Genomic DNA, 13,528 nt, shown 5'->3' on the forward strand with positions numbered 1-13,528 from the left:
AAATGACTCCTCATTCATCACACGTTCCCCTCATCACGCCGCGCGCCTTGTGGCGCTGCAGCACATGCGTTGTCTCCCCCTTACCCCCACTGCGCCCTGCTTTTCAAAGCGCGGGGTAGATGTGGGCGTCCATTTCGTGCACGGGCACGGGGCGCCCAAACAAGTATCCCTGGAACCCATCACACCCGTGCAAACGCAAAAACCCTAGCTGCCCGGCTGTCTCCACACCTTCGGCCACCACCTGCAAATCCAGGCTCTTGGCCAGCGCAAGAATGGTTCTGACGATGGCCGCGTCGTTGGGATCGCTCAGCACATCTCTCACAAAACTCTGGTCGATCTTGACCTGTTCTAACGGCAGCCTCTTGAGGTAGCTCAGGCTGGAATAGCCGGTGCCGAAGTCATCCAGCGCGAAGCCCACGCCCTGTTTCTTGAGCTGTTCCATGCGCTGCACGGTGTCTTCAATATCACCCAGCAGCATGCTCTCGGTGAGTTCGAGCTTGAGATTGTGCGGGCGCGCCTGGCATTCGCGCAGGGTGTCGAGCACCTGCGCCACAAAGCCAGGCTGGCGAAACTCCCGGGCGCTCACATTCACCGACAGGGTGAGGTGGGCCGTGGCTTCGTGCTGGGCCCACAGATTGAGCTGAGTGCAGGCACTGCGCAGCACGGCTTGCCCCAGGGGCAGGATCAGACCCGTCTGCTCTGCCAGGGGTATGAACTCTGCCGGGCTGATCATGCCCCTTTGCGGGTGTCGCCAGCGGGCCAGGGCCTCGGCACCGACGAGCTTGCCTTGATGGTCCACCACCGGCTGGTAATGCACCAGCAACTCGCTGCGCGCCAGGCCCTGGCGCAGGTCAGCCTCCAGGTTAGAGCGGGCATTCACCGCCGCCTGCATTTCCGGGTCAAAGAAGCGCTGGGTGTTGCGGCCCGCAGCCTTGGCCTGGTACATCGCCAGGTCGGCCCGCTTGAGCAATTCGTCCACCGAGAGGCGATGCTCCCCAAACAAGGTGATGCCAATGCTGGGCGTGCTGTAGTGCCGCGCCCCGCCCAGCTCAAACGGCTGGTTCAGACTGGCCAGCAGCTTTTCGGCCACTGCTTCTGCCTGTGAAGCGGCTTCATGCAGGTGGCTGCTGAGGTTTTCGAGCATCACGACAAACTCGTCGCCACCAAAACGGGCCACAGTATCGGTTTCGCGCACGCAGGCCACCAGCCGCGATGCCACCTGGGACAGCAGCTGATCGCCCATGTCATGGCCCAGGGTGTCGTTCAGGTCCTTGAAGTTATCCAGGTCAATGAACAACAGCGCGCCCTGGGCCTTGGTGCGCTGCCCCGCCACGATGGCGCGCTGCAGGCGGTCTAGCAACAAGCGCCGGTTGGGCAGGCCCGTGAGCGCGTCATAAAAGGCCAGCCGCTTGATCTCTTGCTCGGCCTGCTTGCGGTCGGTGATATCCATGGTGAACCCATGCGACAGCACGGTGCCGTCCGGCTCCCTGTGGGGCACGGCGCTGGTCATGTGCCAGCGCACGCTGCCGTCAGGCCCCACCACACGGTATTCGCAGCGCCACGGCAGCATGCGGCGCACCGACATCACCGCAGAGCGGCGCAGGTGCGGGGCGTCCTCGGGCAGCACATGCTTGAGTAGCAAGTCATGGTCTTGCGCGACTTCTTGGGGCGTGACGCCCAGGAATTGCTTCACCGCATCACTGATGTACTGCACACGGGCAGTGGTGCCATCCGAATGCAGGCGGTATTGGTAAATGAAACCGGGGATGCGACTGGCGATGCGCTGGATGAACAGCAGCTGTTCGCGCAACTGCTCTGCCGCGCGGTGCTCCTCGGTCACATCCTGCACCACGCCCATGTACACCACCATGCCGTCGCGCGATCGCGAGTGCAGGACGCGCGAACGCATCCAGCGCACCTCGCCATCGGGGCGGCGCCAGCGGTATTCCACGTCCGAGCCATCGCCCAGCCGGCAGGCCTGATCAAACACGGGCCGGTCTTCGGCGGGAATGCCGCTGACCGCACGCTCGTTGCTCAGCCATTCCTGCCGCTCAAAACCCGCGATGTCACACAGGCCAGGCGACCACAGCAGCACCGTCTCGCCCGGGTCTTCAATGTGGCGCCAATGGCCGGCCTGCGCCAGGCTTTCCATGGTGTTGAACACCTCGGTCTGCTCCTGCAGGTCCCGGCGGGCATCGGCCAGGGCGCTCTGGGCCTGCGCCAGGGCCATGCGCAGGTTCTCGGCCTCCGACACATCGCGCACGCTCACCACGATGCAGTTATCTGCCACGCGCCTGGCAGACAGATCCCAGGCCAACAGCAGCCGTGTGCCCTCACGCACTACCTGGCGGCAATCCAGGGGCACACCCAGGCGCGCCACTGTGCACAGTTGCTCCACCAGCGCGGTGTGCGCCAGCTGGTCAAACACCACCTGCGCCAGCACGCCTTCCTCGCGCACCAAGCCCAGGCCCGGCATGCGGCGCGCGGCTGGATTGGAGGCCCAGAGATACAGGCCATCCTCTTCCAGGCGAAACTCCAGCAGCCCCACGGGCACGGCATCCAGCAACGCCTGCATGCGCCCATGTGCGAGGGGCCCCATCAGGATGTCTCCCTCGGGATAGAGAAGATCGGTCAGCAGTTCGGAAGAAATCACGATCGCTCTGGAACCTCTGCAAAATTAGAAGAACGGGTATCCCGCAACGGCGCACTGTGCTGCGTCGCCGACCACAGTATGTCAAAAGGTAACAGCAAAACGCGGCGAATCGTCAAAGATTTGTGAAACAACAGCCGCCACCCGGCCCTGCTACAGTCCACGCCTCTCGCCGCAGCACCCCGCTTGGCCCTGTTTTTCTTTCGTCTTCCCATTCGCACCGCATGTCCGACACCTTCGAGCACCATACGCCGATGATGCAGCAGTACCTTGGCCTCAAAGCCGCGTACCCGGACACGCTGCTCTTTTACCGCATGGGTGACTTTTACGAGGTGTTCTGGCAGGACGCCGAGAAAGCCGCGCGGTTGCTCGACATCACCCTCACCCAGCGCGGCCAGTCGGGCGGGCAGCCGGTGGTGATGGCGGGGGTGCCCTTCCATGCGCTTGAAAACTACCTGGCCCGCCTCATCAAGATGGGTGAATCCGTCGCTATTGCCGAGCAGGTGGGCGAAGTGGGCGCGGCCAAAGGCCCGGTGGAACGCAAGGTGGTGCGCGTGGTCACCCCCGGCACGCTGACGGACACTGAGTTGCTGTCTGACAAAACCGAATCCATGCTGCTGGCCGTGCACCAGGGCCCGCGTGCGCGCTGCGGCCTGGCGTGGCTGAGCGTGACGCAAGGCCGCGTGCATCTGGCCGAATGCAGCCAGGACGAGCTGGCCCACTGGCTGGGCCGTGTGGCCCCGAGCGAAGTGATCTACAGCGCCGGCGTGACCGAGCGCTTTGAACAGCAACTGCAGGTGATGCGCCAGGGCGGCGTCTTCACCTGCCCCATGAGCCTGCGGCCCGACTGGCAATTTGACAGTGCCCTGGGCGAGCGCAAGCTGCTGGAGCACCTGGGCGCGGCCAGCCTGCAGGCCTGGGGCGCGCACGAACTGGGTGAGGCCCATGCCGCCGCCGCCGGGCTGCTGGCCTATGCCGAGCACACCCAGGGCCGCCAGCTCACGCACATCCACACCGTGCAGGTGCAGCGGGGCGACGACCTGATCGACCTGCCCGCCACCACGCGGCGAAATCTGGAGCTGGTCAAAACCCTGCGCGGCGATGACGCCCCCACCCTGTTCTCGCTGCTCGACACCTGCATGACAGGCATGGGCAGCCGCCTGCTCAAGACCTGGCTGCTGGAGCCCCAGCGCGAGCGCACCGAGGCCCGCAAGCGCCTCTCAGCCACCACCGCGCTGCGTGGGGCCGGGGGCGCAGGCGGCGGATCAGGCCCGTGGGCCCAGTTGCGCGGCGAACTCAAGGGCGTGAGCGATGTGGAACGCATCACCGCCCGCATCGCCCTGCGCCAGGTGCGCCCCCGCGAGCTGGTAGGTCTGGGCAAAACGCTACAAAAAGCAGAGCTGCTAGCGCACAACACACAAGCGCCAGAGCCCTATTTGGCTCAAATTTTCAGCCACCTGCAGCCGCCAGAGGGCTGCACCGACTTGCTGCGCCGCGCCATTGCCGAGGAGCCCGCCGCCCTGGTGCGCGACGGCGGCGTGATTGCCGGGGGCTTTGACACCGAGCTGGACGAGCTGCGCGCCATCCAGACCAACTGCGACAGCTTTTTGCTGGAGCTGGAAACCCGCGAGAAGGCGCGCACCGGCATCCCCAACCTGCGGGTGCAGTTCAACAAGGTGCACGGCTTCTACATTGAAGTGACCAGCAGCCACCTGGCCAGCGTGCCCGACGACTACCGCCGCCGCCAGACGCTGAAGAACGCCGAGCGCTTCATCACGCCCGAACTCAAGGCGTTTGAAGACAAGGCCCTGTCGGCCAACGAGCGGGCGCTGGCGCGCGAGAAATGGCTGTACGAGCAGATCCTGGACCAGCTCCAACCCCACGTACCCGCCCTCACACAACTGGCGCAGGCGCTGGCCGCGCTGGATGTGCTGTGCACGCTGGCCGAGCGCTCGCTCACCCTGAACTGGTGCGCACCGCAGTTTGCGCCCGAGCCCTGCATCGACATCGAAGGCGGACGCCACCCGGTGGTGGAGGCGCGGCTGGCCGAAACGTCGAACGCCAGCTTCATCGCCAACCACACGCGGCTCAATGCCAACACCCGCATGCAGATCATCACCGGCCCCAACATGGGCGGTAAATCGACCTACATGCGGCAGGTGGCGCTGATCACGCTGCTGGCCTGCATGGGCAGCCATGTGCCCGCCACGAGTTGCCGCATTGGCCCCATCGACGCCATCCACACCCGCATTGGCGCGGCGGACGACCTGGCCAACGCCCAGTCCACCTTCATGCTGGAGATGACCGAGGCTGCGCAAATATTGCACGCCGCCACGCCCCACAGCCTGGTGCTGATGGACGAGATTGGCCGCGGCACCAGCACCTTTGACGGCCTGGCGCTGGCCAGCGGCATTGCCACCCACCTGCACGACAAGACCCGCGCCTTCACCCTGTTTGCCACGCACTACTTTGAGCTGACCGAGCTGCCCGCCAAGGCGCGCCACGCCGTCAACATGCATGTGAGCGCGGCCGAAGCGGGCAGCGACATCGTCTTTTTGCACGAAATCCAGCCCGGCCCGGCCAGCCGCAGCTACGGCATCCAGGTCGCCAAGCTGGCAGGCATGCCATCGCCGGTGCTGCACCACGCCCGCCACACCCTGGCGGCGTTGGAAGAACGCGCGGGCGAGGACGACGTGCAGGTGGACCTGTTTGCTACCCCGCCCGAGCCCGAGGGCCCAGGCACCAGCCCGGTGGAAGCCGCTCTGGCCGCCATCAACCCCGATGCGCTGAGCCCCCGCGAGGCGCTGGATGCGCTGTACCAGCTCAAGCGCCTGACCGGTTCTGCTGGCTGATTTGAAGCCAAATTGGCCTCTAGCGCTTGATGAATAAGCGCTAGCAGCTACACTTTTCATAGCAAACTGAATGCTATGCAAACAGGCTCCTGCAGGCGCGGCCGCCTGTGGTGGCGGCTGCGACTGGCAGGCGACACCGCGCTGACAGGCGGCGCACTACACTCCACGCTTTTGTTTTCTCCCCCAATCGACCCATGACGTACTGCGTCGCCATCAAACTCAATGCCGGGCTGGTGTTCCTGTCCGACTCCCGCACCAATGCGGGCCTGGACCAGATCAGCTCCTTCCGCAAGATGATGATCTACGAGAAGACGGGCGACCGGTTCATGGTGCTGCTGTCGGCGGGCAACCTGAGCATCTCGCAGTCGGTGCGCGAGATTTTGCAGACCACGCAGATCAAGGACCGCGACGACGCCGAGGGCATCACCATCTGGAACGCCAAGAGCATGTTCGACGCGGCCCGCGTGCTGGGCGCCGCCGTGCGCCATGTGCACGACCGCGATGGCGCAGCCCTCAAGCGCTCGGGCGTGGACTTCAACGTATCGCTGGTGTTTGGCGGCCAGATCAGGGGCGAGGGCATGCGCCTGTTCCAGGTCTACTCCGCAGGCAACTTCATCGAAGCGACTTCAGAGACGCCCTACTTCCAGGTCGGCGAATCCAAGTACGGCAAGCCCGTGCTCGACCGCGTGCTGACGCCCGACACCCCGCTGGACGAGGCCGCCAAGTGCGCGCTGGTGTCCATGGACAGCACGCTCAAGTCCAACCTGTCGGTGGGCCTGCCGCTGGACCTGGTGGTGTACGAAGCCGACCGCTTCGGCACCGACAAGGTGGTGTGCATCGACGAGAACAATCCTTACTTCCGCATGCTGCACGACAGCTGGGGCCAGAAGCTGCGCGAAGTGTTCGACAGCATTGAAGACCCGGCCTGGAACGGCGGCAGCACGCAGGCGCCCATCCTGACGACTAACCCGCGCAGCAAGCCGCTCAAGAAGATCACCACCCCCCAGGACAAGCTGATCTGACCGCCAGCCCCGGCTGACCTCACCCACCGCACCCCACCATGCCACGCCACGCCTCGCCTCACCTGCCTGTCGTTTTCTCGCACGCCAACAGCTTTCCAGCCGGCACCTACCGGCTGCTGTTCAAGTACCTGAAAGAACGCGGCATGGACGTGAGCGCCGTGGAACGCTTCGGCCACGAGCCCCAGTACCCGGTGACCAACAACTGGCCCCATCTGGTGCAGCAACTGGTGGACTTTACCCAGGCCCAGGTGCAACGCATTGGCGACCCGGTGTATCTGGTGGGGCATTCGCTGGGCGGATTCTTGAGCGTGATGGCTGCCGCACGCCACCCCGAACTGGCACGGGGCGTGGTGCTGATCGACTCGCCGCTCATCGGCGGCTGGCGCGCCAATGCCCTGGGCGTGGCCAAGCGCACGCAGGTGGTGGGCTCGCTCTCGCCCGGCAAGGTCAGCAGCCGCCGCCGCGAAAGCTGGGCCAGCAACGAAGAAGCCCTGGAGCACTTTCGCAAGAAAAAGGCATTTGCCCGCTGGCACCCCCAGGTGCTGCAGGACTACATCGAACACGGTCTGCAAGACCACGCAGGCAAACGCGTGCTGGCTTTTGACCGGGCGGTGGAGACCGCCATCTACAACACCCTGCCCCACAACCTGGGGCGCTTGCTCAGCACCCACCCCCTGCGCTGCCCTGTGGCTTTCATCGGCGGGCGCGATTCTGAAGAGATGCGCCAGGTGGGCATGGCCATGACGCAGCGCGTAACCCAGGGCCGCACCATGATGCTGGACGGCAGCCATCTCTTCCCCATGGAGCAGCCCCTGGCCACGGCGGCTGCCATCGAGGCCTCGCTGCTGAACCTGCAGGCCGTCACCCAGGGCCGCTGAGCGGCGAGCCCTTCCCCGTTTGGTGGGCGGAAGGCAACTGCGCCCCCGATGGTTACCCTCACCCGAGCCATCAAGCCTGTAGTGGGAGGCACCAGCACGCACGGAATTGTGAAAATTCAGCACGCTTTGAGCCCGCGATACCCTACACTGAGTGCGCGTTACAAGGTGATACATCAATCATGCCGCCGTTTGCCGCCCATCTTTTTGCTTCTTGCGCTCGGTTGCTTGCCGGGCGGAGGGTTCAGGGCGAGCAACCCATGAAATTCCTGTGGAGCCACCCGCGAGCCCTGTGGGTGGCAGAGGCTACGCCTGCGTGCTGGCACACCGCTACGCCCTGAGGCCATCCGTCCCACTTTCCCTCGCTCAAACAGTCTCAGCACGTGCAGATCTCGTTTCTTCAGCTGATCAGCCACTGGCTCACAGGCCTGGGCCCGCGCGCGGCCTCTGTGCGCTGGTGCATGGGTATGGCTGCTGTCTGGATGCTGTGGATAGCGCACCTGAGCCCGGTGCAGGCGGCAGGGCCGCTGCTGCTGCGTGACGCTGACAACACAGTGGCCGCCTGGCCCGCCTGCGGCTTCTGGTCGATGAGCAACTGACGTTGACCGCCGAAGAGACGCTGGCCCGGCTGGACGAGTTTCAAAAGCCCACCAAAGATGCCACGCTGGGCGTGCGCAAGGATGCCGTGTGGCTGCACATCCCCCTGGCGGTGGACCCCGCATCAGACGGCCGGTGGGTGCTTGAAATCAACCACCCCGACCTCAACCGCATTGATGTGCTGCTGCAAAACGGAAAAGTGCTGCAACGCAGCGTGCTGGGCACAGAAGTGCCGCGGGCCCAGCGGCCCCTGCCCGGCCGCACGCCTGCCCAGGCGTTTCAACTGGAAGCAGGCCAGAACTACGAATTCTTGCTGCGGGTGCAGACCCGGGGCGCGATGATTTTGCCCATCACCTTCAACACACCCACCGGCATTCTGGGCCGTGCCGTGAACGAGCAAATGCTCCAAGGCGTGTTGACCGGCCTGGCGCTGTGCCTCATCTTCTACAGCATGGCGCAGTGGTACAGCCTGCGCGAGCCGATGTTCATCCAGTACGCGCTGCTCACCAGCGGCAGCCTGCTCTATTCCTTGCACTTTTTTGGCGTGGGCCAGCAGTATCTGTGGGGCCACAGCCCCTGGTTGACGAGCCATGCCGTGGGGCTGGCATCGCTGATGGCCATCACGGGCAGCTTTTTGTTCATGAGCCAGGCCCTGGAGGGGCACAACCCGCAAAGCCGCTTCTTGCGCCGCATGCGGTGGGGCGCCTTGTTCAGCGTGGGTCTGGGGGTGGCGTTTGCCCTTGACCTGATCTCGCTGAAGGGGCTGGCCGCCATCGTCAGCATCATGGGCCCGCTGCCCGCCCTGCTCTGTCTGCCGGGCGCTTGGCGGCGCGCACGCGCGGGCGGCAGCATTGGCACCACCTTGCTGATAGCGTGGTTTGTATACGGCCTGGGCTCGGCAGCCATCATCGGTGTGATCAATGGGGCGCTGCCCGTCAATTTCTGGACGCTGTATTCATTCCAGATCTCTGCCACCCTCGACATGCTGCTGTTCATGCGCGTGCTGGGCTTGCGCACCAAAGAGCTGCACACCAAGGCGCAACACGCCAACCAGCAGCTCGATGCCATGCACTCACTGGCCCACACCGACCCGTTGACCGGCCTGCCCAATCGCCGCGGCATGCAGATCGAACTGTCGTCAGCCCTCGCGCGCGCCACACATGAAAACCTGCTGGCGGTCTACGTGATGGATCTGGACGGTTTCAAGCCCGTCAACGACCAGCACGGGCACGACGTGGGCGACGAGCTGCTGGTGGCCGTGGCCCGCCGCCTGCAGTGCCACCTGCGCCAGTCTGATGTGATTGCCCGCCTGGGTGGCGACGAGTTTGTGGTGATGACGGGCGAATTGCAAAGCACCACGCAAGCCCATGAACTGGGCCTCAAGTTGCTTGAGGCGTTTTCATCGCCCTTCGCGCTGGGCGGCATCCAGGTCCAGGTGGGCCTGACCATCGGTTACGCCATCGCGCCCATCGACAGCCAGGACGGTGCCGGCCTCATCAAGCTGGCCGATGCGGCGATGTACAGCGGCAAACAAAGCGGCAAGTTCTGTGTGCGCCGCAATACGGGCGACCTGGCCCTGTCATCGGCCTAGCTGTCCTCTGCGCGAATCAAGCGGCCAGCGTGTCTGGCCATGCCCGCACATCTCAACGGCAGCAGCGGTATGCCAGCCCCACCGAGGCCGAATACCCCAGGGGTTTCACCGTGAGCGGGCTGCGCCGCGCATCGCCCTGCAACTGCGACACGCTCACCCCGCCCACCGCCACCCAATGGCGGCTCAGGGCCACCATCACATCCACACCAGCATCCACCGAGTAAAGCCCGGCTTTCGGGTCGAACGCAGGCAGCGGGCTGGCCGAACCTGCGGGCACGCCGAAATGGCTGCGCAGGTACTGCCGGTCGGCAAAGCCTGCCCCCAGACCAAACGACACCCGCGTTTGCTGTGAATAGGGAAAGCTGTAGCCCAGGTTGAGCGACATCAGGGCGCCACCGTCACGCCCCAGAATGTCTTGCGAAACCCCGGCGCTCACCGACCAGCGTGGGGTCAGGGCATAGCCGGTGCTGAGCCGCGCCCGGAGGGTGGAGCGCACTTCGGGCAAGCCCCGGCGGCGTGGAGAGTCCGAGCCGTCATCGCCCTGGTCTATGCGCAATGAAGCGCGCAGAGAAAACCGTTCGCTTTGCGCCAGCATCGCACTGGCGCCTGACTCTGATTGCGCGGTCAGCCCGTGTCCCATCAAGGCATTGCCACGCGAGGAGCTGAGGCGAAAGCGCCCGTACTCCAGAGCCCAGGCAGGCCGCAGGCCGTAAGAGCGCTCGGTACCGCCCGCGTAGTCAGGGCTTGAGCTGACGATGGCGCCGAGCACGTAGTTGACACGGGGTTTGGGGGCTGGGGCCGCCGCCTCTGTGACCACAGCCCCCGACTCGTCAAGAGCACCAGACGCCAGTGTGGACGCTGGTTCCAGCCCGTGGGCCGAAGAGGTGGAGGAAGTCGCCTGACTGGCGACTTCCTCAGCCAAAGCTGAGCCTGTGGCGCAGCAAACCAGGGCGGCTGTCACCGCCACCCTATCTCGCAGCATGTTCATTCGGCCCATTGCACCCACCCCAACCATGCCGTTGCCAGCACCACCACACCAAACACGATGCGGTAATAGGCAAACACCACAAAACTGTGCGTACTGATGTAGCGCAGCAGCCAGCGCACACACAGCCAGGCACTGATGAACGAGAACACCAGCCCGGTGAGGAACATGGGTGCATCGGCCATCGACAGCAATGCACGCTCTTTGTACAAGCTGTACACCCCTGCGCCAATCAGCGTAGGGATGGCCAAAAAGAAGGAGAAGTCCGTCGCCGCTTTGCGCGACAACCCCAGCAGCATGCCGCCAATGATGGTGGAGCCGCTGCGGCTGGTGCCCGGCACCATGGCCAGGCACTGCACTAGGCCCACCTTCAGGGCGTCGAGCGGGGTCATATCGTCGACCGACTCAATGCGCGTGGCCACCGGGGCGCGCCGCTCTGCCCACAGGATGATGAAGCCGCCCACAATGAACGTGGTGGCCACCACCACCGGGGTGAACAGGTGTGCCTTGATGACCTTGCCAAACAGCAGGCCCAGCACCACGGCGGGCACAAAACCGATCAACACATTCAACGCAAAACGCTGGGCCTGCCGTTCAGTGGGCAGGGCCACCAGCGTGGCGCGAATCTTTTGCCAATACACCAGGATGACGGCAAAGATGGCACCGGTCTGAATGGCGATATCGAACACCTTGGCCTTGGCATCGTCAAAACCCAGCAGCGACCCCGCCAAAATCAGGTGGCCGGTGGACGAGATGGGAAGAAACTCGGTCAATCCCTCGACCACGCCCATGATGGCGGCCTTGACCAGCAAAACGATATCCACGCGCAATTCCTTCAGGCCCCACGGGCCAACTAAAGCGCAAATTATCGTCGCGCCGCATCTTGGTTTGGCACAGTCTCTACTCCCAGGCGATGCAGCACCTGCGCACCTCGCCCGAAGCGAAGTGGACTGCACCTCGCGGTAAGCCGCCTGCATTTCGCGGCGTCACCATGCAGTTCGTCGCAAACCGGTAGTGGCTGCGCGGGGACAGCGGCACAGTCACGTCCATCCCAGCCATGCCGCACAGATGAACGCCATGACCACCGCCCTGCCTGCCTTGTCGAACCTCAGCCCCGCTGTCGCCATCCACCTCACCGCCGCCGTGCTGGCCACCGCCCTGGGCTCGGTGGCCCTGTGGGCACGCCGCAGCCAGGCACAGCGCCCACGCCTCACCGTCATCCAGGCCAGCCACGGCAGCCAGATCCACATGGTGCCCGTGGGCGACGTGCTGTACTTTGAGGCCGCAGACAAGTACGTCCGCGTGCTCACGGCAAGTGCCGAATACCTCATCCGCACCCCGCTCAAAGAGCTGGCAGACCAGCTGGACCCGCAGGAATTCTGGCAAGTGCACCGCAGCACCCTGGTGCGCGCCAGCGCCATCGCCACCGCGGTGCGCGACGAATTGGGCAAGCTGCACCTGAACCTGCACGGGCGCCCCGAGCGCCTGGCCGTGAGCCGCCTTTACGCACACCTGTTCAAGGCGATGTAGCGGTGCCGGGCACCACGGGCGCCCTTCTCCTACGCAGCTGCGCAAGTCCTGGCGGTTAAAATGCGCGCCGGGTGTCTGCGCAAATCGGCGCAACAGGTACAGCGATGGTCGGGCCGCCACGCGGCTTTTCTACGACCGCTTGCCTGCATGATCACACCCCTCATCCAATGGATTGCCGCTGCCCTTTTTGGCGTGGCGTTGCTGCACACCTTTTCCGTCAAATTCTTCGAGCGGCTCTCGCACCGCTACCCACGCCACGCCGGGCTGTTTCACCTGCTGGGCGAGGTCGAGGTGGTCTTTGGCTTCTGGGCCATGGTGCTCATCGTGGCCATGGCGCTGGCCGTGGGCGGCCCGCAGGCCCTGCAATACGCTGAATCGCGCAACTACACCGAGCCTTTGTTCGTCTTCGTGGTCATGGTCATTGCCGCATCGCGCCCGGTGCTGCGCACGGTGGTGGCCATCGTCCACACCCTTGCCAAGCTGGCCCCGGTGCCCACCCCGCTGGCAACCGCCTGGCTGGGGCTGGCGGCTGTGCCGCTGCTGGGCTCGCTCATCACCGAACCCGCCGCCATGACCATTGCCGCCCTCATGCTGGCCCCGCAAATCTTCCGCACGGGCGTGCCAGAGCGGCTCAAATACCTGGCGCTGGGCGTGCTGTTTGTCAATGTATCCATCGGCGGCACGCTCACCTCGTATGCCGCGCCGCCCGTGCTGATGGTGGCCGCCACCTGGGGTTGGGACAGCGCCTTCATGCTTACCACCTTTGGCTGGAAGGCCGCGCTGGCCGTGCTGGTAAACGCCACGGCATGTGCGCTGGCCCTGCGCCGGCACCTGCCCAGCGCCGAAGCCCTGCGGGCAGGGCAAGAAGCGGCTGACCAGCGCCCTGTGCCTGTGAGTGTGGCCGCTGTGCACATTGCGCTGCTGGCGGGCGTGGTGCTGTTTGCACACCACCCGGTGGTGTTTTTGGGCATCTTTCTGATGTTCCTGGGCTACACGCAGGCCTATGCACGCCACCAGAGCCCGCTCATCCTCAAAGAGGCACTGCTGGTGGGCTTCTTCCTGGCGGGGCTGGTGGTGCTGGGCGGCATGCAGCAATGGTGGCTGCAACCCATCGTCGCGGGGCTGGAGCCCCTGGCCCTGTTCGCAGGCGCCCTGGGCCTCACCGCCATCACCGACAACGCCGCACTCACCTACCTGGGCTCGCTCATTGAAGGCATCTCACCCGCCGCCCAATACGCGCTGGTGGCTGGGGCTGTGGCAGGCGGCGGCCTCACCGTGATTGCCAACGCGCCCAACCCTGCGGGTGTGGCGCTGCTGAAGAACGGCTTTGCCGACCAGACGATTGGGGCCGGCGGGCTGCTGCTGGGGGCGCTGGGGCCTACGGCCATGGCGGCGGCGGCGTTTTTGGTGTTGTGAAGGGGGCCGG

10 protein-coding genes are annotated in these 13,528 nt (G+C 65.0%); 7 read left to right on the forward strand and 3 right to left on the reverse strand.

Annotation, left to right across the window (positions count from 1 at the left end; all coding sequences use genetic code 11):
- Positions 1-103: 103 nt before the first annotated feature.
- Entirely contained in the window at positions 104-2,599 is a 2,496-nt protein-coding gene (locus PQV96_RS12870) for a sensor domain-containing protein (protein ID WP_337931942.1), read from the reverse strand.
- A 275-nt stretch (positions 2,600-2,874) separates the two neighbouring features.
- On the opposite strand from PQV96_RS12870, the gene mutS reads away from it, so the two are divergent.
- The 5 genes from mutS (at position 2,875) to PQV96_RS12895 (ending at position 9,587) form a co-directional block, all read left to right on the forward strand.
- Entirely contained in the window at positions 2,875-5,502 is a 2,628-nt protein-coding gene (mutS, locus tag PQV96_RS12875) for a DNA mismatch repair protein MutS (protein WP_273623131.1), read from the forward strand.
- Positions 5,503-5,696: 194 nt separating this feature from the next.
- Positions 5,697-6,524: a proteasome-type protease gene (locus PQV96_RS12880; protein WP_066689983.1), complete on the forward strand. Its 828-nt coding sequence runs from the start codon at positions 5,697-5,699 to the stop codon at positions 6,522-6,524.
- Between the two features lie 38 nt (positions 6,525-6,562).
- A complete protein-coding gene (locus PQV96_RS12885) occupies positions 6,563-7,402 on the forward strand; it encodes an alpha/beta fold hydrolase (protein ID WP_207374303.1) in 840 nt (279 codons plus the stop codon).
- Between the two features lie 380 nt (positions 7,403-7,782).
- A complete protein-coding gene (locus PQV96_RS12890; RefSeq protein ID WP_244939131.1) occupies positions 7,783-7,998 on the forward strand; it encodes a hypothetical protein in 216 nt (71 codons plus the stop codon).
- A gap of 2 nt (positions 7,999-8,000) precedes the next feature.
- Positions 8,001-9,587, forward strand: coding sequence for a diguanylate cyclase (locus PQV96_RS12895; RefSeq protein ID WP_273623132.1), 1,587 nt, complete (start codon positions 8,001-8,003; stop codon positions 9,585-9,587).
- Positions 9,588-9,639: 52 nt separating this feature from the next.
- Here the strand turns inward: PQV96_RS12895 and PQV96_RS12900 are convergent, their stop codons facing one another.
- Positions 9,640-10,509, reverse strand: a complete 870-nt coding sequence (locus PQV96_RS12900) for a MipA/OmpV family protein (RefSeq protein ID WP_273623133.1) — start codon at positions 10,507-10,509, stop codon at positions 9,640-9,642.
- Between the two features lie 62 nt (positions 10,510-10,571).
- Positions 10,572-11,396: an undecaprenyl-diphosphate phosphatase gene (locus PQV96_RS12905; protein ID WP_273623134.1), complete on the reverse strand. Its 825-nt coding sequence runs from the start codon at positions 11,394-11,396 to the stop codon at positions 10,572-10,574.
- A 253-nt stretch (positions 11,397-11,649) separates the two neighbouring features.
- On the opposite strand from PQV96_RS12905, the gene PQV96_RS12910 reads away from it, so the two are divergent.
- Positions 11,650-12,102 (forward strand): LytTR family transcriptional regulator DNA-binding domain-containing protein, encoded by a 453-nt coding sequence (locus PQV96_RS12910; protein WP_420482147.1) that lies wholly within the window; start codon positions 11,650-11,652, stop codon positions 12,100-12,102.
- 147 nt (positions 12,103-12,249) lie between these two features.
- Positions 12,250-13,518, forward strand: a complete 1,269-nt coding sequence (locus PQV96_RS12915; RefSeq protein ID WP_273623135.1) for a putative Na+/H+ antiporter — start codon at positions 12,250-12,252, stop codon at positions 13,516-13,518.
- Positions 13,519-13,528 lie beyond the last annotated feature (10 nt).

Source organism: Acidovorax temperans, from assembly GCF_028596105.1.
Taxonomy (GTDB): domain Bacteria; phylum Pseudomonadota; class Gammaproteobacteria; order Burkholderiales; family Burkholderiaceae_C; genus Acidovorax; species Acidovorax temperans.

What these genes read in the sequence shown, in the direction of transcription:
- PQV96_RS12915 (WP_273623135.1), top strand. Translation starts at nt 12,250, where the DNA reads ATGATCACACCCCTCATCCAATGGATTGCCGCTGCCCTTTTTGGCGTG.
- PQV96_RS12880 (WP_066689983.1), top strand. Translation starts at nt 5,697, where the DNA reads ATGACGTACTGCGTCGCCATCAAACTCAATGCCGGGCTGGTGTTCCTG.
- PQV96_RS12885 (WP_207374303.1), top strand. Translation starts at nt 6,563, where the DNA reads ATGCCACGCCACGCCTCGCCTCACCTGCCTGTCGTTTTCTCGCACGCC.
- mutS (WP_273623131.1), top strand. Translation starts at nt 2,875, where the DNA reads ATGTCCGACACCTTCGAGCACCATACGCCGATGATGCAGCAGTACCTT.
- PQV96_RS12910 (WP_420482147.1), top strand. Translation starts at nt 11,650, where the DNA reads ATGACCACCGCCCTGCCTGCCTTGTCGAACCTCAGCCCCGCTGTCGCC.
- PQV96_RS12870 (WP_337931942.1), bottom strand. Translation starts at nt 2,599, where the DNA reads ATGGGGCCCCTCGCACATGGGCGCATGCAGGCGTTGCTGGATGCCGTG.